Raw genomic sequence first — 976 nt, forward strand, 5'->3', positions numbered from 1 at the left:
GATAATCGACGTTAAATAATAAGGATAATGGCTTTAACGCTTCAGAATTAAAGAGGGTTTTATTATAAATCAGGGTATTAATATTATTGGTTCACACCAAGGATAACGCTCGACTTCTTTTTGGCATCCCTCTTCATGCTATTTCCAATATTTACTTATATAAGGTGGCTTGGGCTTGTCCAACACTTCGGATAGGTGTCGGCTTCGCGACACATATCCTTATTTGTTATGTGCGTTTCACGGCGACCACTGAATATATGTGCCAATGTTTCGTTGCACCTATTGTTGTTTGACCTACTTCATCTCGTTCAGACCAACTAACTATGTCAAAATTAGTTAGCATTGCTCGAATCTCTGACTCTGTGAAAGGTGAAGTTGGAACGCGAAAACCTGCAGCCCAACTATCTTTATAACCCATAAAGTCGCCAGCAAATACCCCACCGACAACTAATGAGGATTCAATGTTATGCCAAATCGTCGAAAACACAGTTGGGACTGCAAAAAACAAACTGTTATTTGCAATTACTACCCCCGATTTTGGGTACCGAAACGATTCAAACGAAGATTGCTCAATGTTAATTTGTGGATTTGAACCAAATCTATCATTACAAATAGTTATTGAATCAGGATTAACGTCAAACCCAAACACTTTGTAATTTTGACCCGATAGATAATCGATATCACTGCCGGTTCCACAACCACAGTCAGTGGCTACTTTGAGGTTTGATTCATTAAGTCTGACAGCAAATTCAGTACGTTTTGAGTGTGGGCGAGACAGTGCCTTTTCGTAGTACTGACGCCAATTTTCAGTATTTTTATCCATAAATCTCTTATTTTCCGTAAAAGTACATAACAGTATATTAATAAGCATTCTTACTTTTACGCTTTATTAATACAGCAAATATTCAACATTCTAATAAATAAAAACATTTATTTTCATTACCTTAATCGCAAAAATTAGCATCCACCCGATATG

1 protein-coding gene is annotated in these 976 nt (G+C 36.9%); it reads right to left on the minus strand.

Translation table 11 applies throughout. The features are described 5' to 3' along the window. Window positions 1-226: 226 nt before the first annotated feature. Entirely contained in the window at window positions 227-823 is a 597-nt protein-coding gene (locus C9J41_RS21600) for a bifunctional 2-polyprenyl-6-hydroxyphenol methylase/3-demethylubiquinol 3-O-methyltransferase UbiG (protein WP_107293001.1), read from the minus strand. Window positions 824-976 lie beyond the last annotated feature (153 nt).

The organism is Photobacterium sp. GB-50, from assembly GCF_003026755.1.
GTDB lineage: Bacteria > Pseudomonadota > Gammaproteobacteria > Enterobacterales > Vibrionaceae > Photobacterium.